20 protein-coding genes are annotated in these 22,744 nt (G+C 58.2%); 9 read left to right on the top strand and 11 right to left on the bottom strand.

All coding sequences use genetic code 11. The annotated features are described in order from the left end of the window. The first annotated feature begins 170 nt into the window (after nt 1-170). The gene (locus ABSG47_RS15395; protein WP_424170580.1) at nt 171-812 is read left to right on the top strand and encodes a hypothetical protein; all 642 of its coding nucleotides are present in this window, start codon (nt 171-173) and stop codon (nt 810-812) included. Nucleotides 813-953: 141 nt separating this feature from the next. Here the strand turns inward: ABSG47_RS15395 and ABSG47_RS15390 are convergent, their stop codons facing one another. Then, the gene (locus tag ABSG47_RS15390) at nt 954-4,277 is read right to left on the bottom strand and encodes a vitamin B12-dependent ribonucleotide reductase (RefSeq protein ID WP_424170579.1); all 3,324 of its coding nucleotides are present in this window, start codon (nt 4,275-4,277) and stop codon (nt 954-956) included. A gap of 1,182 nt (nt 4,278-5,459) precedes the next feature. Between ABSG47_RS15390 and ABSG47_RS15385 the strand changes: the two genes are divergently transcribed. Then, a complete protein-coding gene (locus tag ABSG47_RS15385) occupies nt 5,460-6,128 on the top strand; it encodes a GNAT family N-acetyltransferase (RefSeq protein ID WP_424170578.1) in 669 nt (222 codons plus the stop codon). Between the two features lie 45 nt (nt 6,129-6,173). On the opposite strand, the gene ABSG47_RS15380 is transcribed toward ABSG47_RS15385, so the two are convergent. From ABSG47_RS15380 to ABSG47_RS15370, 3 genes are all read right to left on the bottom strand, one after another. Further along, nucleotides 6,174-8,702, bottom strand: a complete 2,529-nt coding sequence (locus tag ABSG47_RS15380; protein ID WP_424170577.1) for a sodium-translocating pyrophosphatase — start codon at nt 8,700-8,702, stop codon at nt 6,174-6,176. A gap of 510 nt (nt 8,703-9,212) precedes the next feature. Continuing rightward, complete coding sequence (lptE, locus tag ABSG47_RS15375; RefSeq protein ID WP_424170576.1) at nt 9,213-9,734, bottom strand: LPS assembly lipoprotein LptE; 522 nt, start codon at nt 9,732-9,734, stop codon at nt 9,213-9,215. Nucleotides 9,735-9,760: 26 nt separating this feature from the next. Next, nucleotides 9,761-10,615 (bottom strand): class I SAM-dependent methyltransferase, encoded by an 855-nt coding sequence (locus ABSG47_RS15370; RefSeq protein WP_424170575.1) that lies wholly within the window; start codon nt 10,613-10,615, stop codon nt 9,761-9,763. A 43-nt stretch (nt 10,616-10,658) separates the two neighbouring features. Here ABSG47_RS15370 and ABSG47_RS15365 point away from each other — a divergent pair, with 43 nt between their 5' ends. The 6 genes from ABSG47_RS15365 to ABSG47_RS15340 all read left to right on the top strand — a co-directional run bounded on the left by ABSG47_RS15365 (nt 10,659) and on the right by ABSG47_RS15340 (nt 15,094). Then, entirely contained in the window at nt 10,659-11,078 is a 420-nt protein-coding gene (locus tag ABSG47_RS15365) for an EamA family transporter (RefSeq protein ID WP_424170574.1), read from the top strand. Then, nucleotides 11,071-11,643 carry a shikimate kinase gene (locus ABSG47_RS15360; protein WP_424170573.1) on the top strand — a complete coding sequence of 191 codons (573 nt, stop codon included), beginning with the start codon at nt 11,071-11,073 and terminating at the stop codon, nt 11,641-11,643. Before ABSG47_RS15365 ends, ABSG47_RS15360 begins: the two co-directional genes overlap by 8 nt. A 24-nt stretch (nt 11,644-11,667) precedes the next feature. Continuing rightward, complete coding sequence (locus tag ABSG47_RS15355) at nt 11,668-13,173, top strand: hypothetical protein (protein ID WP_424170572.1); 1,506 nt, start codon at nt 11,668-11,670, stop codon at nt 13,171-13,173. A 119-nt stretch (nt 13,174-13,292) separates the two neighbouring features. Continuing rightward, on the top strand, nt 13,293-14,261 hold the full coding sequence (cyoE, locus tag ABSG47_RS15350) for a heme o synthase (RefSeq protein ID WP_424170571.1): 969 nt from the start codon (nt 13,293-13,295) through the stop codon (nt 14,259-14,261). Between the two features lie 5 nt (nt 14,262-14,266). Further along, nucleotides 14,267-14,818, top strand: a complete 552-nt coding sequence (locus ABSG47_RS15345; protein ID WP_424170570.1) for a DUF420 domain-containing protein — start codon at nt 14,267-14,269, stop codon at nt 14,816-14,818. A gap of 6 nt (nt 14,819-14,824) precedes the next feature. Further along, nucleotides 14,825-15,094 (top strand): hypothetical protein, encoded by a 270-nt coding sequence (locus tag ABSG47_RS15340; protein WP_424170569.1) that lies wholly within the window; start codon nt 14,825-14,827, stop codon nt 15,092-15,094. Nucleotides 15,095-15,148: 54 nt separating this feature from the next. Here the strand turns inward: ABSG47_RS15340 and ABSG47_RS15335 are convergent, their stop codons facing one another. The 5 genes from ABSG47_RS15335 to ABSG47_RS15315 form a co-directional block, all read right to left on the bottom strand. Further along, nucleotides 15,149-15,970, bottom strand: coding sequence for a hypothetical protein (locus tag ABSG47_RS15335; RefSeq protein ID WP_424170568.1), 822 nt, complete (start codon nt 15,968-15,970; stop codon nt 15,149-15,151). A gap of 359 nt (nt 15,971-16,329) precedes the next feature. Next, nucleotides 16,330-17,142 carry a hypothetical protein gene (locus tag ABSG47_RS15330; RefSeq protein WP_424170567.1) on the bottom strand — a complete coding sequence of 271 codons (813 nt, stop codon included), beginning with the start codon at nt 17,140-17,142 and terminating at the stop codon, nt 16,330-16,332. Then, the gene (locus ABSG47_RS15325) at nt 17,135-18,517 is read right to left on the bottom strand and encodes a multicopper oxidase family protein (RefSeq protein WP_424170566.1); all 1,383 of its coding nucleotides are present in this window, start codon (nt 18,515-18,517) and stop codon (nt 17,135-17,137) included. Before ABSG47_RS15325 ends, ABSG47_RS15330 begins: the two co-directional genes overlap by 8 nt. A 90-nt stretch (nt 18,518-18,607) precedes the next feature. Then, nucleotides 18,608-19,000, bottom strand: coding sequence for a YceI family protein (locus ABSG47_RS15320; RefSeq protein WP_424170565.1), 393 nt, complete (start codon nt 18,998-19,000; stop codon nt 18,608-18,610). A gap of 66 nt (nt 19,001-19,066) precedes the next feature. Continuing rightward, nucleotides 19,067-20,197, bottom strand: a complete 1,131-nt coding sequence (locus ABSG47_RS15315; protein WP_424170564.1) for an NAD(P)/FAD-dependent oxidoreductase — start codon at nt 20,195-20,197, stop codon at nt 19,067-19,069. Between the two features lie 349 nt (nt 20,198-20,546). On the opposite strand from ABSG47_RS15315, the gene ABSG47_RS15310 reads away from it, so the two are divergent. Further along, complete coding sequence (locus ABSG47_RS15310; RefSeq protein ID WP_424170563.1) at nt 20,547-21,215, top strand: hypothetical protein; 669 nt, start codon at nt 20,547-20,549, stop codon at nt 21,213-21,215. 50 nt (nt 21,216-21,265) lie between these two features. On the opposite strand, the gene ABSG47_RS15305 is transcribed toward ABSG47_RS15310, so the two are convergent. Both ABSG47_RS15305 and ABSG47_RS15300 read right to left on the bottom strand, forming a co-directional pair. After that, nucleotides 21,266-21,901, bottom strand: coding sequence for a DUF2306 domain-containing protein (locus ABSG47_RS15305; protein ID WP_424170562.1), 636 nt, complete (start codon nt 21,899-21,901; stop codon nt 21,266-21,268). A 106-nt stretch (nt 21,902-22,007) separates the two neighbouring features. Further along, entirely contained in the window at nt 22,008-22,733 is a 726-nt protein-coding gene (locus ABSG47_RS15300; RefSeq protein WP_424170561.1) for a methyltransferase domain-containing protein, read from the bottom strand. Nucleotides 22,734-22,744: the final 11 nt, after the last annotated feature.

Genomic DNA, 22,744 nt, shown 5'->3' with positions numbered 1-22,744 from the left:
CTCCAAAATAGAGCGCAACCGTCTTCAGACCGTCTGTGCCACGGTCATACGCGGCCAAAAACTTTCGCCGCAAATCATCATCGAAGGCTCGCGCCATAGCTTTTGCGTCGCCGGAGATTCGCAGACCATCAGTCTACACTATCCTTGAAAATGATCTAGGAGCCGCGCAGATGAGTGATGGACCTGATATGCGATCCAAGGGCAGCGACAACGTCGGCACGCTGGAGTTGGGAGCGATCTGGCCGTCACTGAATCAGACACTTGTGTGGGCGCTGGCAGGCATCGATCCGGCAATGGCGTGGGAGGAATGGAAGAGAAATACGCTCGCATGTCATGCGGAGGCTTATCCGGATCTCTGGTATGGGGTGTGGAGCGGAAATGACTCCTGGAATTCTCCGCTGAACAAGCATCCAGGCGGTGCCGCAGATGAACAGTATTTCCGCGGCACGGATTTTCCCGTTCTGAATGTGCATGCTCATGCCTGTTCGTTGTATTCGGCAAGCAAGCTCCTCGGCATGGAATTCACGGCAGCAGGAATGAAGCTGAATTTGAGACTGCCAGTAGAGTCCTATCGCTTTGATTCGCCGCTGGTGGGCGTCATCAAGACAAATGGACGGTATGAGGGCTGGTACATGCCTTCACGCTCCGGCACATGGAAGCTGGAGATTGTCTTACCTGAGGAAGCAGCTAAAGCGGTGACTTCGGCAGAGGTGAATGGAAAGCGATTGTCCATCCAAAAGCAGGCAAATAATTCGATTCTCCTGAGCGGTTCAAGCGCGCAAGACAAGCCTCTCCGCTGGACTTTGTACTGATCAGCCGAAAGTCTGAGCTTCGATCCACGATGGCCAAAGCCCCTTAGCAAAGAGTAGAGGCGGTAGCATTTTTGCTACCGCCTCTAAGTGTTCTATCTTGGTCGGAAACGCACAGCTATGCTCAACAACAACTATCCGGCTTTAGCTGCATCCACTTGTAGACCCGCACTCCATGCACCGGTAGCAGCTTCCGTTGCGAACCATAATCGCTCCGCATGTTCCGCAGCTCGGCGCATCGCCCATCTGGTACATGTCCTTCATGCCTTGCGTTGCCTGGTAGAGTCCCCGGTCGGTCAACGGCGGTAGCTCTGATTTTGCCGCGGGAACAGCCTGAACTTCCGGCACAATCCCGCCCGCAGGCGCTGACGTGGAGCCCATGCCTCTTGTGCCCACCTGTTGCAGCTTGCGAGCCACCTCTTCAACCAACCGCGAAAGCTGATCTTGCTGCAATGTGGAAGGTATCGCCGCCTCCTGTTCCGGTTCACGATCGGCCAGAATCGTGGGCGGCGCTGCAGGCAACTGCGCCGGCCGCGGAGCAAGGCCCGCAAACAGCGTGAGCTGCGTGCCTGACAGAAACCGCAAGCTCAGCCAGCGGAAGATATAATCCATCAGGCTTTTCGCGTAGCCAATCTGCTCATTGCCCGTCCAGCCAGAAGGCTCAAAGCGCGTGTGCGCAAACTTCTCGCACAGCACGCGCAGAGGCACCCCATGCTGCAGCGCAAGCGATACAGCCGTAGCAAATGAATCCATCAGCCCCGAAACCGTCGATCCTTCCTTCGCCATGCGAATGAAGATCTCGCCCGGCTCTCCCGTTGGATAAAGGCCCACCGTGATGTAGCCTTCATGCCCGGCAATGGAGAACTTGTGCGTCACCGAGGCACGCTCTTCCGGCAGCCGATGCCGCACAGCCCTCGGCGGCGCATTCAAGTCCTGTGCAGGCACGGTAGCAGCCACCGGCACTGCTGCAACCTGCGGAACCGCCGCCTTGGCAATCTCCTCCAGCAACATCTCGAATGAAGACGCCGCGGCCGTAATATGCTTAGCCGAAACCTCAACCTTCTCGCTAGCTTTGCCGTCCAGCGCCTTCAGGTCAGCCTCCGCCGGAGCCTGACCGGCAGCGATATTCGACAGCACCCGCGCTCCAACCACATCCAGAGCCGAAGGCTCCGTCTTCGCATCCATGCTTGTGTTCAGCGGCTGCGTGCCCTTCGAGCCATCGCGATAAATTGCCACAGCCTTGATGCCCTGCCGCCAGCTCTCCGCATACGCCTCGGCCACATCGTCAATCGTGGCCTCCGTAGGCAGATTCACTGTCTTCGAGATCGCGCCGGAAAGAAACGGCTGAGTCGCCGCCATCATCTTGATGTGGCCCATGTAGTGAATCGAGCGCGTGCCCTTCGCCGGCTTAAAGCTGCAATCAAACACCGCCAGATGCTCTGGCTTGATTCCCGGAGCGCCTTCAATCGTGCCCGTCGCATCAATGTAGCTGACAATCGCGTTCACTTGATCGTTGTTGTAGCCCAGCTTAAAGAGCGCGGATGGTACCGTGTTATTCACGATCTTGATCATGCCGCCGCCCACCAGCTTCTTGTACTTCACCAGCGCCAGGTCCGGCTCAACACCCGTCGTGTCGCAGTCCATCATGAAGCCGATAGTTCCCGTGGGAGCCAGCACCGTCACCTGCGAGTTGCGATAGCCATACTTCTCGCCCAGCGCCAGAGCCGTATCCCAGCTCTCGCGGCTCGCCTCAATCAGCGCATCGAGTTGCGGCACTGCAAACGGCTCCGCGCTCGTCTTGCTCTTACCAATCTTGTTCACCTCAGCGCGATGCATCCGGATCACATCCAGAAACGGCTCGCGGTTTGCATAAAAGCCGGGGCATGCGCCGCCCTGCCGCTCAATGCTCGCCGTCAGCGGCGTCGCCGAACCTAGCTCTGGGCAAGCTCCCGCAATTACCGCCGACTGCAGATACGCCTGTCCGCACATGATTGCTGTCAATGCCCCGGCCAGGTCGCGGCCCGCATCGGAGTCATATGGCAGACCAAGAGCCATCAGCAGCGCGCCCAGGTTCGCATAGCCCAGGCCCAGCGGCCGGTAATCATGCGAGTTCTTGGAGATCGATTCCGTCGGATAACCGGAGTTATCCACCAGAATCTCCATCGCCGTGATCACCACCGCAATCGCATGACGATACGCGGCAATGTCAAATTGGCCGCCCGCATTCATAAACTTCATCAGGTTAAAGCTCGCCAAATTGCAGGCCGAGTTATCCAGAAACATGTACTCCGAGCAGGGATTCGACGCATTGATCCGCGCCGTATTCTTGCTCGTGTGCCACTTGTTGATAGTCGTATCAAATTGCATGCCCGGATCGCCGCACAGCCACGTGGCCTCGGCAATCTTGTGCATGATCTCGCGCGCCTTGTAGTTCTTGAGCGGCGTGCGCTCCTTCACGGTCTTTGTTGAAAACTCACCGTCATTCTCATAAGCGCGCATAAACTCGTCATTCACGCGCACCGAGTTGTTCGCATTCTGAAAGAAAATCGAAGAATACGCCTCGGAATCCGGCCCCGATCCGTCATAGCCCGCGCGAATCAGCGCAAACGCCTTCGCCTCTTCCTTCACCTTGCAGTCGATAAAGTCCACAATGTCCGGATGGTCCACATTCAGGATCACCATCTTGGCCGCGCGCCGCGTCTTGCCGCCGCTCTTGATCACGCCCGCAAAGGCATCAAAGCCGCGCATAAAGCTCAGCGGCCCCGAGGCCTGCCCACCACCTGAAAGCATCTCATTCGAACCACGCAGCGGCGAAAGGTTCGTCCCCGTGCCCGATCCCCACTTGAACAGCATGCCCTCAGTCTTCGCCAGCGTCAGAATCGCATCCAGCGAGTCCTCTACCGCATTGATAAAGCACGCCGAGCACTGCGGATTCTTATACCCAGTCGGCTCAAACTTTACGCAGCCAGTCGCCGCATCCCAGTGCCAGCTTGCGCCGTTCGCCTCCGGCTCCAGCCGGTCGCAGCCCACGTTAAACCACACCGGCGAGTTGAACGCCACCTTCTGCGTCACCAGCATCTGCGCCAGTTCGTCATGAAACACCCCGGCGTCCTCTGCCGTAGCAAAGTAGCCGCCCTTCACGCCCCAGTCACGAATCGTCTCCGCAACGCGCTGCACCAGCACGCGCACGCCGCTCTCGCGTTCCGGCGTGTCCATCTGGCCGTGAAGATACTTTGAAGCCACAATGTTGGTTGCCGTCATCGACCAGTCAATCGGCACTTCCACGTCTTTTTGCTCAAAGATCGAGTTGCCCTTGCTGTCGGTAATCGACGCGGTGCGCTTCTCCCACTGCACCTCGTCATACGGGGAAACACCTGCCGTGGAGAAACGGCGGGAAAAGGTCAGCCGGGCTGAACCGGAGGCAGCTCCTAGCGTCGTTGCTGGAGCGTGAACGTGGGCCTCATGCATGGTGGAACTCTCCTTGGGGGATTTGTCAAACCTGGGTAAAAGAAAGAAAAAACGGCCTGTCTCCGGCGGCTTTACCCCCGGATTATTAGATGTTTCAGCTCTCACAAACGGACGGAAACGGGCGTGCAATCGCAGCACAGAATAAAACTCTTTTTGCGGTCTGCCGGCAGTCTTTTCAGCCGGTCTTTCGTTAAAGCAGTTTTACAGCCGCAGATGAAAAAGTACCCCTCTCCATAGGCCAAGTCAAGCCCATGCCACAATATCTTGCGTAAACTTAGTGTTTTAAGGAACCAAAACCTCAAACATTGGGCTTTAGCCTGTGGAAAACGAGGGCCTATTTACAGGAAGCGGTTTTGGAGCAGGTTTCGGCATCCAAAGTGCTCTTCTCAGTTCTGGCTAGCGTGGAAAACTGGTCCCAGCGTCACTCCGGCGCGCCATGTGTGAACGCGCGATGAATCAAAGCCTAAGCCCATTGCCATGTGGGAAACAAGGCGGAAAACCGGTACATTTTCTCCGTGCCCCTGTGCATCCTGTGGACATCCCGTACCCCAATTCCCTTCTGGCTCTGACCCAATCCGGGAACGAGCCGCCCACACATCCCACTGTTAAAGCATCTCTCCCGAAGATATAAAGTTCGGACGCCCCACCCTCGCCGCGTACTTGTTTTTGCGGCCAGGCTGGGATCGCTCCACAGCAAGAGGAGAACTGCTCTTGTCCCTTTTCCCTTGCCCCTTTTCCCTTTCTTTCCCCATTACCAAAGTCCACCACCCTTTCGTAACCCCACCTCCTTCAGAAACTTTGCATGCAATTAACCCCATTTATGCTTTACTAAGAATCAGCATAAGAAAGAGCCACGGCCCGAATCCCAAAAAGGATTCGGGCCGTGGCTCTTTCAAGGCAGCCCAGAAATTTTTTTTTCGGGGGTGTCCCCGCAAAAGTAACCACTCATGATAATCAATTAGTAAACACCATAAATCATCGGTAAATTACACAAAAATAATCACATAGCGGCATAATTTCCCACTCTTCAAAAAACAGCCTGGCCGGGGAAACAAAAAGCGAAAGTTGTTCCAGCAAATCCTCAGACGCTGCCGTCCCAGGCCGCAACATTCGAGCATCTCTCCCGAAGGCATAAAGTTCGGGCGCTCTACAGCAAGAGGAGAAATGCTCTAGGCTTGAAAAATGCACGATCCAGACCTACTCCACTGGAAACCCGTCCTCTATCCCCAGCCCGTTACTCTCAGCGGCCGCACCGTCACGCTGGAGCCGCTCGACGCCGAAAAGCACACCTCAGCCCTCTGGAAAGCCGACCACGGCCACGACGAGGTCTGGGCTTACCTCGCAGACGGTCCCTATGCCAATGAGGCAGAATTGCAGCGCGCACTGGCAGAAAAACAGTCGAGCACGAGCGCCCGGTTCTTCGCTCTCATAACCGAAGCAGATGGCCGTGCAAAGGGCTACGCCAGCTACATGCGCATTGAGCCCACCCACGGCGTCATCGAGGTGGGCAACATCCTGCTCTCACCATCACTCCAGCGCACCACCGCCGCTACCGAAGCCATGTACCTCATGGCCCGCCACGTCTTTGAAGACCTTGGCTACCGCCGCTATGAGTGGAAATGCAACGCGCTGAACGCACCCAGCCGCCGCGCCGCCCTACGCCTGGGCTTCACCTTTGAAGGCATCTTCCGCCAGCACATGGTCATCAAGGGTAAGAACCGCGACACCGCCTGGTTCTCCATGCTCGACAACGAATGGCCCGCTCGAAAGCAAGCCTTTGAAGCATGGCTCAATCCCGCCAACTTCGATTCCGCAGGCCGCCAACTCCGCAGCCTCGAATCCTTCCAATGAAGAAACGCCCCCGCCAAAGCGGAGGCGTTTTCTACTGACCACTCTCTACTTCCCCTTATCAATCCTCATCCCATAGAACGATCTGTGGACAAAGAAGACCGATACCAGGAAGAATGCGACCGCCAGTACGTGTGTGAGCAGCGGATTGTCCTTACTGAGCGTCACCGCAAGCTCCACTGCAAGTAATCCGAAGAGCGTCGTAAATTTGATCACCGGATTCATCGCCACGGAAGACGTATCTTTGAACGGATCACCGACGGTATCCCCGATGACGGTCGCATCATGCAGAGGCGTCCCTTTCTGTTTCAGGTCAACCTCCACCACCTTCTTGGCGTTATCCCATGCGCCGCCGGCATTCGCCATAAAGATCGCCTGGTACAAGCCGAAGATCGCCAGCGAAAACAGGTAGCCGATAAACAGGAACGGCTCCATGAACGCGAACGAAAGCGTAGCGAAGAAGACGGCGAGAAAGATGTTGAACATCCCCTTCTGCGCGTACTTCGTGCAGATCTCCACCACCTTCTTGCTGTCGGTCACAGACGCCTTCTCCACGCCCTCCAGCTTGATATTCGCCTTGATGAACTCGACAGCACGATAAGCACCCGTAGTCACCGCCTGCGTGGAAGCGCCCGTGAACCAGTAGATGATCGCTCCGCCGCAAATCAGCCCCAGCATAAAGGGCGCATGCAGCAGAGAGAGGTTCTGGACGCTGTGAGTCAGTCCATCGGTCAGGGCCATGATGATTGAAAAAGTCATCGTGGTCGCACCCACCACCGCCGTACCGATCAGCACCGGCTTTGCCGTAGCCTTGAATGTATTGCCCGCGCCGTCATTGGCTTCCAGCCAGTGCTTTGCGGCTTCAAAGTTCACCTTGAAGCCGAAGTCTTTCTTCAACTCCGCCTCAATGTTCGGCACATTTTCAATCAGCGACAGCTCATACACCGATTGCGCATTGTCAGTCACAGGCCCGTAGGAATCGACAGCAATCGTGACCGGCCCCATGCCCAGGAAGCCGAACGCCACCAGTCCAAATGCGAAGACCGCAGGAGCCAGCATCAATGTCATCATCGAAGTGCCAGTGCTGAAGTAGTAGCCCATTCCCATCAGAGCCACCATGCTGAGCCCCAGCCAGTACGCCGAGAAATTGCCGGCCACAAATCCCGACAGAATCCCCAGCGACGCTCCACCCTCCTGCGCCGACGTGACAACCTCTTGCACATGAGCCGATTTGGTCGAAGTAAAGACCTTCACCAGCTCAGGAATGATCGCGCCCGCCAGAGTTCCGCACGAGATGATCGAAGCCAGCTTCCACCACAGCGTTCCATCCCCAAGCGTCTGAATCATCAGGTACGAAACGATGTAGGTGAGAGCGATGGACAGGATGGATGTAATCCACACCAGCGAGGTCAACGGCACCTCAAAGTCCATATCGTCGGCGTTCGCATACCTTGCGTGAGCAATTGCGGCATTGAGAAAGTACGCGATAGCGCTTGAAAGCAGCATGGCCACGCGCATCACAAAGATCCACACCAGCAGTTGTGCCTGCACCTTCGGATCGTGCACCGCCAGCAGGATGAACGTAATCAAAGCCACGCCCGTCACACCGTAGGTTTCAAAGCCATCGGCGCTGGGTCCCACGGAATCACCCGCATTGTCGCCTGTGCAGTCCGCAATCACACCAGGGTTGCGCGCATCGTCTTCCTTGATCTTGAAGACGATCTTCATCAGATCGGCGCCAATATCGGCAATCTTGGTAAAGATGCCGCCGGCAATACGCAGCGCTGCCGCGCCCAATGACTCGCCAATCGCAAATCCAATAAAGCACGCCCCCGCATAGTCGCGCGGAATAAACAAAAGGATAAACAGCATGATCAGCAGCTCAACCGAGATCAGCGCCATGCCAATGCTCATACCGGCCTTCAGCGGAATCGCATAAGCCGGATACGGTTTGCCGCGCAGCGCCGCAAATGCCGTCCGCGAATTCGCAAACGTGTTCACGCGAATCCCAAACCACGCCACCCCGTAGCTGCCCGCAATACCCACCAGGCTGAATCCCAGAATGATCGGCAGCGTAACCCCAATGGATTTCCCCGGAATCGGAGACAGCCAGCCAAAGTACAGGGCAATAATGACCGCGATGAAAACCCAGAGCAGAACAATAAACTTGCCCTGCGTTACCAGATAAGTCTTGCAGGTCTCATAGATCAGCTCGGAAATTTCGCGCATCGTGCGATGCACCGGCAGGTTTTTCAGTTGCGTATAGATCACCAGGCCGAACAGCAAGCCGCCCGCGCAGAACAACAGCCCAATCATCAGCAGGGTATGGCCGTTCATGCCGAAAAAACTCACGCTCGACAAATCCGGCAGCACCAGGTTGGCCTCGCCTCCGCCTCCATGTTCACCCTGCGCTGAAGCGAGTGAGGGAACCAGCAGGCCCAGGCAGGCCGCAACGATCCTGTACCGGTGCGTCAGTAATGTGCCGGCGCGGCTCTTGATTGCTCCGGCGGTTCGCCGCATGGCGTCCGCGCCGGTGTTATACCCAGTCCACTGCCGCGCAAAAAATGCGGCAACCATCAGCGGCAGTATGCTAACTCCAAGAAAAAAATAGACCAAACCCTGTGCTATCACTCGTCCTCCCGATTCCGATTTGTGCATGAAGCCGATAAGAATTGTTCAAACCGATAAAAATAGCGACCTTGAAAAAAGCCGGGGAAAAAGTCTCCGGAAATGTACCATTCATATCCAGCGCTGTCGAGTAATGGTTATCGCCTGCCCCGTATCGCCGAACAAGGCCCGCACGGCGCCGGGGAAGATTATGCCTCAGACGCTCCATAACGCGCGCCGGGTTGCCGCACACTTCCGCACTCGTTATCAAGCGCTCAGGCACTGGATCCTTTGGCGGCGGCATCCCGCTGAAAGCTGCAAGAATGCCTTCATCGCCCAGAATGGATGCCGATCTAAGAAAGCGCGCAGGCTACAAGGAAAAGTAGAAGGCTATCTGTCCAGCCAGCTTTGAGGTGCTCTCCAAAGCCAAACGGGCATCCGGCATGGGATGCCCGTTCCCTGTTCCCTGTTCTCTCTGCCTTACAGCCCTTCCAGCACATCCGCCACCAACGCCCGCGCAAAACTCCGCGCCAGCCGCTGCTCCGCCGCCGGGCTCTCGTCCAGGTACGTAGGCAGATTGCTAGAGGACTGAAACTGCTCTCGATAGGTGTAGTTCTTGTTCTCGTACAGAACCTGCCCGTCGCGCCCGGTAAGCGTCACGGAGACCACCACCGTGATCAGAAAGCTCGAGGATTGCTCCGTCGCCGTGTTGTAGGTCAGCGGCGTCACAGTCTGCTTCAGGATCGTTCCATGCAGCGTCACGTCCGAATCGCCGTCGCTCGTAGCCGTCACCCGCAGCTTCGTCCGGGTGGCAAACTCGCGGATCACCGCCTCCGTCAGCGCCGTCTCCGTGTGGTACGCCTCCGTGTGCGTGGCAAAAACCGGCACAGCAAGCGTCCGCGCTCCTGCCGGCAGATGTGTCGCCGATCCCAGCGTGTGGTATCCACAGCCCGCAAGCGAAAACGCCACAGCGGCCATCAATGCGATGAGAGACTTACGCATAGCTTCATGGTAAAGGGTGCAGCCTCTTAAACCCACGCCGTCGTCCATATTCCAAAGCGCGCATCGCTCAGCTTCAGCCCGTCCGCACGATCCGCAAAATATCGCCGGTTCATCTCGTCCGTGCCCACCTGCTCCACACGATGAAACCCCGCCTCCCGAAACTCCGTTTCCATCTGCTCCGCCGTGAAAAAAAGCTGGAACGGCTCGCCCGCCGCAGCCACACGCGCCGCAAGCCGGTCGTAAATGAGCCGCCGCTCAGCGTTTAGCGTCTCCGGCGGAAAAGCATAATCGAAGCTCACCGCCGAACCAACCGGAAACCCTCCCACAGTCGCCAAGGTCGCGCGAAACGCCGGCAGCGTCAGGTACGGCACCACACCCAGCCAACTGAAAAACGCCGGCTGGCTGGCATCCACTCTTGCCTTGCGCAACCCCTCCGCCAGCGTCTGGTGCTCAAAATCCACCGCCGCAAAGGTCAGATTCCCAGGCACCGCCACGCCCGCCGTCTCCAGCACCCACCGCTTCCACTCCTGTGTCGCCGGAAAATCCACCTCAAAAACTCTCAACTCCGCAAACGGATTGCGGTAAGCAAAGGTATCCAGCCCCGCTCCCAGTACCACGTATTGCCCCACTCCTGCCGCCACGGAAGCGGCAAGCTGATCCTCCGCATAGCGGCTCCGCGCCGCCATCATGCAGCGGAAATCCTGCCCCACCGGGTGCATCGCCCGCTCCAGATCGCGGGCAAACGATGGCCCCACCGTCTCCGGCGTCAGCAGCCGCGCAGTAATCGGATCGTTCAGCACCGGCGGATGATCCGCAAGCTGGTGCGCAGCGCGGCGCAAGGCCACGCGCAGCGCCGTCGTACTTGGCTTTCCAATCAACATCCTATTCGCAGTCTAACCAACTCTGCGGCGTACCATGAACTCCATGAACTGGATCACATGGGCGCTTCTCTCCGCAGTCTTTGCCGCCGCCACAGCCCTGCTGGCAAAAGTCGGCGTCGCGCATGTCGATTCCAACCTCGCCACCGCCGTCCGCACCAGCGTCGTCGTCCTCTTCGCCTGGGGCATCGCCATCGCCACCGGCAAGCACACCGGCCTGCGCCAGCTTGACGGCCGCACCCTACTCTTCCTCACGCTTTCCGGCCTCGCCACAGGTCTATCCTGGCTCTGCTACTTCCGCGCGCTGCAGCTTGGTCCCGCCTCGCGCGTCGCGCCACTCGACAAGCTCAGCGTCCCTCTCGTCATGCTCTTCGCGTGGCTTCTACTCGGCGAAAAACTAACCGCCCCCGCGCTCTTCGGAGGCCTGCTCATCACCGCAGGAGCGGTGGTCATGGTGCTTGCCTGACCTCCAGCCGCACGCAGCCGATATTCTGAAAGCAATGACGGATCTGAGCACAACATCTCGCAGTATTCGCCAAATCGTCCTCACCGGCTTCATGGGCTCCGGCAAATCCACCGTCGGCCCGTTACTCGCCGCGCGCCTCGGCTGGCAATTCGTCGATGCCGACGACGCCATCGTGGCCGAGGCTCGTATGTCCATCCCCGAAATCTTCGCGCATCACGGCGAGGCTGCCTTCCGCCAGTGCGAGCATGAAGCCATCGCCCGCCTCCTTGCCACAGACTCACTCGTTCTCGCCCTCGGCGGCGGAGCCATCGAGACCGCTGCCACACGCAATCTGCTCCTCGCCAACCCCGGCACGCTTCTCATCCATCTCGAAGCCTCGCTCGAAACCTCCCTCACCCGCTGCAGCGGCACAGAATCCATCCGCCCCGTCCTCGCCGACACCGCCAACCTCCGCACCCGCTACGAAAAACGCCTCCCGCTCTATCGCATGGCGCATCATTCCATTCCCGTCGACGCGCTCACACCGGAAGAAGTCGTGCAGGCCATCCTCACCCGTCTCCAGTAACCGGAAACATTAGCGCTTGCCGCGGTGTCTAAATACGCAAGCAGTCAAACTGCGTCTCCAGGCAATCTCTCTTCGGAAATCTCCATCATCACCACTGGAGTGCGAGTGACACCGGGCGGCCTGACTCTATCCATCGATCCCGCTTCGACCGAGGCCAAAGGCATCGCGCGCTTTCCCCGCCTCGCAATCGTCAGCGGAGTCGTAAACGCGCTGTTGGCCGCATGGCTCCTCATGATGTGGCACAACAGTTTCCAACTTCCGTTTGCCGCACTCCTTCTTATTGCACTCGCTTACGTGACCTGCTCCGTGCTCCTTGCCGCTGCCGGAGCACGTCTTTACTGGTTCGAGGCAAAATTCCGCTCTAGCTTCACGCAGCAGGAGCTCATGCTCACCTGGGCCGCAGCCTGGGTCTGGATGCCCGCAATCGTTCTCTTCCTGCGCCGCGATTTCATCTGGGCGCCGCTGCTAGCAGCCGTCGCCGTCGCGCTACCCGCCTGCTCAACGCAATGGCTGCGAACCAAAGCAGAGCGTTCCTCCCCATCCGGAATTGAATCCAGCGCCACACACCCAGCCCCGCAGCCCATCTTCGCCTCAACTCTCCAACCTATCCCCTGGGACTGGCACGGCCTCATCATCGCCATCTGTGTCTACGCCGCCTGCGCATCTTTTTGGGACGGAGACACCCCGCTCGCCTGCATCCTCGCGCCAGCCGGCGCATTTCTCTTTGCGCAGCAACGCGCAGCCGCCTGGGACGGCCGCGCAGAAGCCCTCAGTTCTCCCCGCCGCGCACGAACGAGGCTCGTCTGGTCCGCACTGCTCGCCGTCCTGATCACGGCACTCGCGCTCATGCCCGGTCAGCAATCCAGCGGCGGATTCGGCATCCTATCCGCAGCAGCAAAGGCCGCTAAGAAGCCCGACGTGAACGAACCCGGAGGCCTCGGCAGCTATCACAGCGTCATACTCTGGCCGCAAAAGCCAGAAAAACAACTCATCGTACCTCCAGACCTGCTGAACGCCGCACCTCTGATCCAACCGCAGACCATCCGCTTCAGCGGCGAGTACTGGTACTTTGAGGCTCCCGCGGAAGAGCCCGGCCCTAACGCGCACACCGCCCATGGCAACCCAATGGACGTCGGCATTCGCACGCTGAACACCAGGCCTCTCATGATGCAGGCGCACCAGAAGGTCGCCAAACCCATCCGCCTCTCCACAGTCCGCGCCATCGACGTAACCATGCTCAACCGCGACAACGACCCCGGCATACTTACCATCGGCGTGACCCTGACAGATTCAGCAGCATCCGACTACAAGGCTGGATTGGACCTCGGCCTGCAGCCACTCGCCTCAACGCAGCCGGATCATTTTTCGGTAAAAATAGTGCCCGTCTCCGAAAAACTGGATTTCGCCATTCCCGCTCAATCCCGGCAGCGCCGCTTTGACGGAATCACGGTGACCATTCTGCCCAGCACCAGCCGAATGCACTCAGGAGCGCGGGTTGCCATAGACCATTTCGATCTCGTACCGCGATAACGGCGCTGGAATCTCTTGCCGAACAGTCTCGATCACCCCTTGGTATCATCTAAAGACAGGCCCGTACGCAACGAAATCCATCCGGGCCACTTTTCTTGCCGAGGTTTTCTACACTCTCGATGGCTCCAGCTTCCCATGCCGCAGTTCCGGATTCTGTTTCGGGCGCACTTGACGTGCCGAAGCCCGGAACAACCGCGCAGCTGATCCACGACATTCAGGAGCTTTTCAAGCCTCGCGTCACAACCATGGTCGTCGTCACCGGCTGGGCCGGCTTCTACCTCGGCTCCATGCAGTCAGGAATCTCCAGCCTCCAGCGCGGCCTTCTCGACACGCTCTTTGGCATCGCACTCGTCTCCGCCGGCGCCAGCGCGCTCAACCAATCCATTGAGCGCAAATCCGACGCCCGCATGAAGCGCACCGCTGACCGCCCACTTGCCGCTGGCCGTTTCCCACTCGCCGTCGGCGTGCTCGCTGGTCTCGGAGCCCTTGCCCTCGGCGCTGGCTGGCTCGCGCTCCACACTAACCTCCTCACCGTCGCGCTGGCACTGCTCACCGCCTTCACCTACGTCGCCATCTATACCCCGCTCAAGCGCCTCACCACGCTCGCCACCTTTATCGGAGCCTTCCCTGGCGCCATGGGCCCCCTGCTCGGCTGGACCGCCGCCCGCGACCGCATCGAGTGGCCCGCCGTCGCGCTCTTCGCCATCCTTTTCGTCTGGCAGTTCCCGCACTTCATGGCCATCTCCTGGATGTACCGCGCGGAATACGGCAAAGCCGGCATCAAAATGCTTCCTGTCGTCCAGCCCGATGGCTGGTCCACTGTCATCGAAGCGCTCGTCTACGCCGTAGTCATGATCCCCGTCAGCCTCGCGCCCTGGTACCTCGGCATGACCGGCGTCACCTATGCCGTTATTGCTGCCATCCTCGGCCTCTTTTACCTCGCCTACACCATCCGCTTTGCAGGAATCCTGCGCACCACCGACGAAGCCCGCAGCCGCATGCTAGCCCGCGATCTGCTCAAGGTCAGCGTCATCTATCTACCTCTACTCATGACCGCGCTCATGCTCTGCGCCATCGCCAAACACTAAGGACTATGACCACTCTGACTTCCGCACCAAAAGACAACTCCCGCGCCGCTATCGCTGCCATTCTTGTCATCAGCGCCGCAGCCACGCTCTTTCTCTTCTGGCTCATTTACCTGCACCCGGCAGCAGACACAGCCGGCACGCAATACGCCTTCCTGCCCGCGCTCAACGCCATCTTGAACGGCCTCAGCGCCATCTCGCTGCTGATTGGATTCACCTTCATCAAGTCGCGCAAAATCGCCCGGCACCGCGCAGCCATGATCACGGCCTTCATCTTTTCCACGCTCTTCCTCGTCAGCTACATCCTGCACCACGCGCTGCACGGCGACGTAAAGTATCCCCTCCACGCGGCCTTCCGCACACCCTATCTCTGGCTGTTAGGCAGCCACATCCTCCTCGCCATCGTCGCGCTGCCACTGATACTTGTGACGTTCTTCTTCTCGCTCACAGGCCGCATCCGTCAGCACCGCGCCATCGCCCGTTGGACATTTCCCATCTGGCTTTACGTCTCCGTCACCGGCGTCATCACCTACGTGATGCTCCGCCTGGCCATGAGCTAGACCAAAATGGGTGAACGCGAATGCCACGCAGCTCTTAACCGCCAGGACGGCACCATCCAGCTTCTCCGCTCGGGCGGAACCATGCTCGGCACAGGTATCCTCGCGGCCCTGCTGCTCGAAACACTCCTCGGGGGCTTCTCGCCCACCGGCGCTCATACCAACAGCGGATGGCTCGCGCTCATCGTAGCGCTTATGTGCATTCCCTTCGGCATGCTCCTGCTCCTGCTAGGCGCAGCCAAATGGGTCCGCAACCGCAGCATTAGCCACAAATCCTAAGCCCCAAAAACAATCAGGGGCGCGACAATCGTCGCGCCCCTGTGAATCGAAGCCTTAAATAATCGACTGGTTCGCCACCGTCCGAGCGGCAATCTCCCGCACCGTATAACCCTCCGGCACGCGGAACAGAGCCGCATCCGGCTCACCCGGCGTAAACTCCGTCACCTCGTGCGTCGTCGTGCCATAGCGCGGATCATCACTCACGCTTATCAGCACAACTGCATACTCTGTCGACATCCACGTCTCAAACACAGTCGTGATTGGCTGGTCATTACCATCGCGTCCCGCCGCAATCACGCGCGTAATGCGCATTCCCTTCGCGTTCGCACCGGCAATGTTCTTCGCCCCTAGATCCTCACGCTGCACATCGGGATTCTGCCTGGAACCAGCCGCCTCCGTCTGTATCACCGGAAGCGTAGTAGTCGCCTGTGCACCATTGGTCGTCGTAGTCGGCCGAATCTGTGTAGCTGGCCGCTCAGACATGTGGTTCACTGTCGCTTCTTTCGTGCTCGAGTTCCACATCGTCGTCGTCCGCGCAACGGGATCGGAAATGAGGTACATCACTGTCTCACGCGCCTCCTGATTTGATCCCGCCGGAAGCGTTTGATGCGTTTCACTATAGATCCGTCCGCTGGAATCGCGCGCAAACTTCGTCGTGGATTCATGCGTAATGATGGTGCCGTTAGCCAGCGTCTGAACCCGCTTCTCAGTCCACGTGGCCATGTATGGCTGCGCGGGTGCGCCTGCATTCCCCGCCCCCACGCTTAAGCTCGATGCGGCAGATCCCTGAGCAAGAACCTGCGACCCAGCAGACACAATAGCCATTAAACCCACAAGCATGCACACAAACCCAGGTACAAATCCAGACCTACGCATGGCAACCTCCTGAATTGAACTAAGGATAACCGTGGGAGAAGAGCTTCTGTCCAAAATCGACGCCTAATTTTAGCTTTAGTTAAGGCCAAATCCACAAGCTTCTGTAATTTTTCTGTTGCCGCAACAAAAAGTACAACACAGTCACAGATCCCATCCAGTTTTTCGGATGCCTTTTTCCGGATGCAATCACACGCAGGAGACGCAGATGCCTGGACGGCCAGTTCTCTGCTATTCCTCCCTCTTACTGGATGTCAGGCGCCAAAATGACGCGCCGCAACTATTTCTTTAGAATCAAAAAGTTGCATACGATGACAAATCTTAGGGGGTGTCATGCTCTTCTCCTTTGACGTGGTGCCGGGCTACTCAACCGGAGAATGACGCCCCCAATCGAAGCGTCTGCCGAGGATGCCCTTCACAATGAGATGGTCGGTACTTGCGGTGGGTCCAACGCCGACTCCGATGTTTATCTCCCACTTGGGCGAAGTATTCAGGTCGGTGACAACGAAGATTTGCTGCTGCTGGTTATGCAATGAGTCGAAGGCTCCGAGGCGTCCGTAGTCGGCGTAGTATTCGATACCGGCGCTCACTACCTTTGTGAAGTCATAGCTCACCTTTACACCTGGAGAAAAGCCGAGCCCTTGCTTTACATCGGGACCGTGCAAGGTACGCTCCAGTGCCGGATTGACTGCGAAATACCACCGGCCTGCGGTCTTATCGACGATGGGCCGTATCTCCCATGTCCATGTGTCCGGCGAGTAGACGGCGCGCTGGTAGCCGATTTCGGTAGATAGACTGAGGCCCACGGGAAGATGCCAGCTATCGGGTGCGCGGACGCGCGGGCGTATATGATCGCCGACCCACTGCACGCCGTGACCATCCTGTTCGCTGGTGAAGACATAGAAGCCGATCTCCGACCAACTGGTAATGCCCTCGGTGAGTTCAAGCGTCTCATGCTCCTGATGATTGGTCGGAATGACGCCATCGACGTAATGCTTCTGACCTTCTGGGGTGAAGTTGGAGTGCAATTCCGTCATCAATGTCTTCGGCGCAACGGTGTCTGCGCCGTAAACCTGGATTTCGTAGTTTCCTTGTGCCGCAGCGGATCGCACGCACAAAATGGCCGTGATCGCGAAAACCGCAAAGGCAGCGAGCTTGATCGCTGAGTTACGCATAGTCAAACACCATCATGAATCCCCGGTCCATGTGATCCTGCTGGTGACAGTGAAAGAGTGTCTTGCCTGGATTGTCAGCCACAAACTCTACCTCGACGGTTCCACCGGCATGCACCAGCACCACATCCTTGCGCACACCGGCGATCTCAGGGCTGTCCTCGATCCGGCGGACCTCAAACGTGTGCCGGTGCAGATGTATGGGATGGTCATCCATGCTTTTGTTCTTCATGACCAAACGGTATCGCTGTCCGGTCCGCAGAATGGGTGAGTTGGGTGGTGTCGAGTTTTGAGGATAGTCCCGACCGTTGATCAGCCATAGCTCTTCGTTACCGTGCCCCTGGAACCTGGAGTCAAAAACCAACTCGATCGTTTTTGCGTCTTGACGTTGTGCAGTATCGCCTGCCTCTGCGAACTGGCGATAGTTCCACACAAGATCCTCCGGTTGCGTCCATACCGGCTTGCCGGAAGAGTTGGCGTATTCGATAACAACGCCCATTCCGCTGGCCTGAACATGCTTGCGGACTTCACCCAGGACCCATACGCCGGGATTGTTCATCTCGACGATGGCAGAGACGCGCTCCGCGGGTGCGAGCCGAAGCATGGAAACTGTCTGAGGCTCGGCTACCGGATTTCCATCCAACGCCACTACCTTGAAGCTGTGCCCCGAGAACGAAATCCAGTGAACCTCGGTCGGGCTGCTGTTGAGGATGTGCATCATGACGCGTTCGCCTTGCTTGACCTTTACTGGATCTCCAGAGCCAAGCATCTTGCCGTTGATCGTTGCCACCTCGTAGACCGGGTTCATATAACCATCGTCACTGCTCAGGAATTGCCCGTTCCAGTCATGGAGTCCAAGGAAGACCTCCCGATCGTAGGCAGCAGGGTTGTCACGCGGTTCGACCAGCAGGAAACCGTGCAGCCCACCGTATTGCGCCTTGGTGAGGTTCTTCCCCGCGAACGTGTGCGTGTGATACCAGCGGAAACCTGCCGGCCTGGGCGTCATCGTATAGCGCGTAGAAGCGCCAGGCGCAATCATTGGCGTGCCTTCCTCCATTGCTCCGTCAATATCCGGCGGCAAGTAAAGGCCGTGCCAGTGAACGACCTCTGAATCTTTCGTCAGGTTCCGAATCTCGATAGACTGCGGTTCTCCCTCACGCATCCGGAACAACGGCCCGGGAATCTGGCCGTTGTAAGCCACGGTCCGGATGTGATGCTTCGGCGAAGCCTCCAGGGTGTAGGGCGCAATCTCAAGCGTCACGTCCGGCGCCTCCGCGGCGCGGGCCGAGCCGGACAATGCAAGTGAGCCGACCGCCATTCCAGAAATTTGAGTGAACCGTCTGCGTGTCAGTGCAGGGAGAGACACGGAATTGGGCATAGTTCTTTGTAGCTCCGATTGAGTTCAATGGAAAAACAAGTGCGGTTAAAACGGAATGGTTCTATTACAGCGTACAAACAGAATAGTCAGTCAGTTAGAAACCTGGCCAACGAGATTAAGATCAATCTGAATGGTTGAGTCGCCAGATGGCGCGATTGTCCCGGTGTAAGTTTTGGGTGCAAAGGAGACGCTCGTGTACTGGTCCACCTTGAGAATGTCTTTATTCATCTTCTTATCGCGGCTGTCGTTACCGGTCTTTCCGCTACCGGCCAGTACGGTCACTGAGCCTGACATCTTAGGATTTCCGCGGTCAAACTCAATCGATCCGGATTGAATGTGAAACGTGCCGTTGACTACCTCGTGGGTCGTGTTAAGCGTCATCTTGATCTCGCTGGCATCCGGGTTGATGGCGAAGGTCCGATGCTGGGCGAGTGCGGCTGGAGCGAATATGACCGCGAGGGCTACGACTGCGAAGGATTTCATTGCATCGTTTTCTCTAAAAGGTTAACTGCCTGGAGTTGTTTTGGCGTGGCTCGAGTTCAGTTGGCTTCAGTTGGCGAACGCCTGTGGAGCAACAGCGGCGGGCTGGGTGACACGCGTGAGCCTAGCCGTTACGCGCATCGCTCCGGGCCAGACCCTGAGGCAGAACGGCAGAACAGCGCGCGCGAGTGCGTTGTTCAAGCCGTTAGCGGCGGCCTCCGCAAGACGCATCTGGGGCAGCATTGCAGAGCGCAGTTTTGGCTGAAAGACCGACGCCGGCTCCGCGGCAAGATATGCGGCGGCGGCGCGGCGGGCAGTATGCAGGGCGATGGATATCCCATCGCCGGTGAACGAGGGAATTACGGCTGCCTGATCGCCGATGCAGTAGAGCCCATCCTCAGTTGCGCGGCGGAGGTAACCGTACGGAATATGAGTGATGGTGATCGGTTTGTCGAGCAGCGGCTCCGCGCCGTCGAGCCGCATCGCGAGGTGGGGACAGTCCTGCTGCATTTTTGCAAGAAGGCCCTCCCAGCGAAGACCGGCACTTGCAAAATAACGCCGTTGCACGACACAGCAAAAATTCGTAACGCCGTCTTCCACCGGTTGGATACCACCGTATCCTCCGGAATAGAGAGTCAACTCGGAGGCGTCCGCCAGGTCAGCCGTCTGGGCGGCAGACAGTCGGTAATACATCTTGAAGCCGACCCATTGCTGGAGGTCCTTCGGGCGACCATGTCCGCGCAGATCGTGCTTGCCCGTGGCGAGAAAGGCGGTTGGTGCTTCGTATTTGGTGTCGTCGTCGAGCGTAGCCTGCCAGAGGTTGCCGGTCGCACGGCCGAGCGACCGCACACTGCGACCACGCTCAACGTGAACCCCCGCGGCGATGGCTGCGGCAATGAGGGCTGTATCGAGCGCCTTGCGCGTGAGCGACTTCGCGGGAAACGGCAAGGGGGCCGTCGCGGCGCGTCTGGCCGCGGCAAGGCGAACACAATCGATGGGCACCGCGCCAAGTGATGCCACATCGATGCCAAGCGCATGCAGGTCTTCAAGGGCCTCACCGCTTAGGAATTCTCCGCAGACCTTATGCCGGGGTGTGGGCTCGCGTTCGATCAATCTGACGCTTCGTCCCTTGCGGGCGAGCGCGATCGAAGCGGCACAGCCTGCCACTCCACCACCGAGAATGAGAACTTCGTCTTGCAAAGCATTCCCTCCTAATGCACTGGATGTTCAATCCATTTGTAGCGGGATTGCATACTTCTAGTAGACGCCCAAAGACCGGCCTGACGAGTCATTCTGTACAAATCGTCATTTTAGAGCCGGCGAGAAGCTGGCTGTCCTCCAATCATGAGACACGTCTCAAAGGTCAGTTGTGTGGTGCTTGTTCGTGTTCTCGACCTTTTGGCATCTCATAAAAACGGGACTCTAGAACGAGGTATAGATGAAGCGAAGCAATTCCCAGGTATGCGCTTTTTTGGCGATATTGTTGAGCACCGCAGCGCCGGCAGAACCAATTTCAGTGAAACATATCCAACTCCCGAGACATGAGTTTATGGTGGCGCGCTCCGAGACCGGAAAGATCATCGCTCGGGTTGAGTTTACGGAGGACGTGCAGGGCGATGATGTGACGATGCGCCTGACCTATCGATTTGTGGATGGATCGATTGATGATGAGACGACGACGTACACGCAGCAGGGCACATTTCGGTTAGTGCGCAACCATCACATCCAGCAAGGGCCGTTCTTTGCAAAGCCCATCGACTTTGCGGTGGAAGCCGCTACTGGCACAGCGACCACCCGTACAACAGACAAGAACGGCAAGATACAAGTCGAGAGCGAGCATATCGACCTGCCCGACGATCTGGCGAATGGGTTCGTAGGAACGTTGCTGCTGAATGTGTCGCCCAATACGGCGCCGTTTCGGGCTGGGATATTGGCGCCAGTCTTCGGCGGGCGATTGATTAGAATCCTGGTCTCGCCGCAGGGCGAGCAGCCGTTTCAGAGGGCAGGACAAACCTTGAAGGCGACAGTGTTTCGCATCCATCCGGAGTTGGGTGGAATCCTGGGAACGATTGCGACGCTGCTTGGCCTTCAGCCTAAAGATGTGATGGTGTGGGTCCTGGAGGGTGAGACGCCTGCGGTGATGAGGGTAGTTGGACAGCTAGGCGGTTCCGGTCCGGTGCTAAGTTCGGAGCTGGAGGGAACCGGCTTTGGGAAATAGGACTTTCTGCAAGCCCCACTCCTCAAGATTTCATGACACGTGGCAGGCAATCAATCGCGACGAGTGGTGAGTTCGTGCCAGTTGAGGCACAGGTCAACGATCAGCAGAGATGCAAGTGTGAACGCGATGACGCCGACTGCGGACAGGACGTCGCCTAGATGGCTCCAGTACGCGGGCACGAGGTTCAGAACGCGGCTGGAAACGAAGGTAAAGGTGACGGCGTAGGAGCGGGCCATCCATTGGCGATGCTGGACGATTTGGCGGTTGCGCGCGGTGAGGAAGGCGGCGGTGGTGCAGACCATCCACGCCGCGGCCTGCATGGAAGTTCCCGGGAGGCCCGGACGTCCCCAGGCGAGAGCTATCCCAGTGAACGAACCGACAAAAACGGAAACCACGTAGATGCGACCGAGAACGCGATGGAGCGTGCGATGACGCCCGCGGATCCGCGAGGAGAAGTTGATGGGGCCGATCAAGAGCGCGAAGATTCCAGCGAGCGTATGGGGGATGAGGAGGCCGCGGTCGGCGATGACCTGGAGACGGTAGGCATGGTACATGGGGTAATCGGTGACAAGGAGAACTTCTGAGGTGATGAAGACGAAAAGCGTGGTGAGACCGAGAGAGATCCAGAGAATAGTCTTGAATCTGGAACCCGAGGTCCTGCGGGCCAGCAGCGTGGAAGTTGGCATGATTCGTCTCTCAGATGGTTAGACGTGATAAGGTGCGCCACCAGGGCGACGGGGGCGACAGGCTTCATCTCTCTTAGTCTAACGAGACGCTTCAGAATCACCGACCTCACTTCCACCGCCCCACACACAGCCGTCCGGGGCGCCAGTGCTCCACCGACACTGCATTTCGCGGGACATCAGCCGCTGTCAGAAACTGCACCCAGTCCTCCTCCCGGAAGGCCCGCCGGAACGACACTGGCCCGTCATGCCGCACAAACCGGTGCCACCCTGCAGTCCTCTCCACCCACCCAAACAGCCGGCAGCTCCACTCCGACCGCTCCAAATCATTGATGAACCAGCCAACTTGAGCAGTCGCTTCCATCCACCGCAGCAACGCAACGACCCCCTCATCTTCCAGATGATGTGCCATCAGCGAACTCACGACAATATCCACCGGCTTCTCCGGTCGATATTCCAGGGCATCTCCAGTCACCCACGCAATTCCGAGTTCCTTCGGCGTAGACTCCGCTGCTGCACGCGCCGCATAGGGATTTAAGTCGATTCCCGTTAGCTCGACAGCAATGCCGCGCCTTCGAGCCCAGGCTGAAATCTGCCGCAGCAGATCGCCGCCACCGCAGCCCACATCGACAATGTACACCGGATCGCTCAATCCAGGTGGTAGCGGCTTCAGCCAAGCGAGAGTCGGTCGATATCCCAGCAGCCAGCGGTTGATCTGCTCCAGACTGCTCAAGCAGCCACGGAAATCCTCATAGCTACAATCGCCATCCATCAGCTCCGGTAGCTCGCGTGGGGAGACCCGCAGTCCAAATTCCATATCCGTAGTAGACAACATTGAGGGGCATC

Source organism: Occallatibacter sp. (genome assembly GCF_049510455.1).
Taxonomy (GTDB): Bacteria; Acidobacteriota; Terriglobia; order Terriglobales; family Acidobacteriaceae; genus Telmatobacter.
The sequence above is the reverse complement of the archived record's forward strand: the minus strand, read 5'-3'. Positions and strand labels throughout refer to the sequence as shown.